Source organism: Nonomuraea sp. MG754425, assembly GCF_021699195.1.
Taxonomy (GTDB): Bacteria; Actinomycetota; Actinomycetes; order Streptosporangiales; family Streptosporangiaceae; genus Nonomuraea.
Genome location: NZ_SSXE01000512.1, coordinates 1 through 447, shown reverse-complemented (window position 1 = coordinate 447; position 447 = coordinate 1). Strand labels below are relative to the sequence as shown.

At 53.7% G+C, this 447-nt stretch carries 1 protein-coding gene; it reads right to left on the bottom strand.

The window, feature by feature from the left end; translation table 11 throughout:
- Positions 1-447, bottom strand: a 447-nt coding sequence (locus FAF44_RS53760; protein WP_272896266.1) for a glutamate ligase domain-containing protein, incomplete at both ends; no start/stop codon positions are given.

Below are 447 nucleotides of genomic sequence, written 5' to 3'. Positions count from 1 at the left end.
CCGTAATAATGACCTCATCCGCTTCACTGAAGGCACGGCTGAATGCATCTAGCAGGAAGAAGGTACGTGTATAGCGCTGCGGCTGGAATACGGCGATGATCTTTTTGCCGGTAGCCTTGGCGGCGCTGATCGTAGCCTGGATTTCCGTCGGATGGTGGGCGTAATCATCAATGACCAGAATGTCATTAACCTCGCCCAGCACCTGGAAGCGGCGCTTGGCACCATGGAATTTCACAATGGCTGCAGCAATGGCATCAAAGGCAACGCCTGACTTCAGGCAGGCGATTACCGCAGCCATCGAGTTGTACAGATTGTATTTGCCCGGGATGGACAGCTCAATCTTGCCCAGTACGCGCCCCTGATGGTTCATCGTATAGGAGACCTGTCTGTCCCCCAGCACGATATCAGTAGCTGTATAGTCCGCATCCGGAGAATCAATGCCGTAAG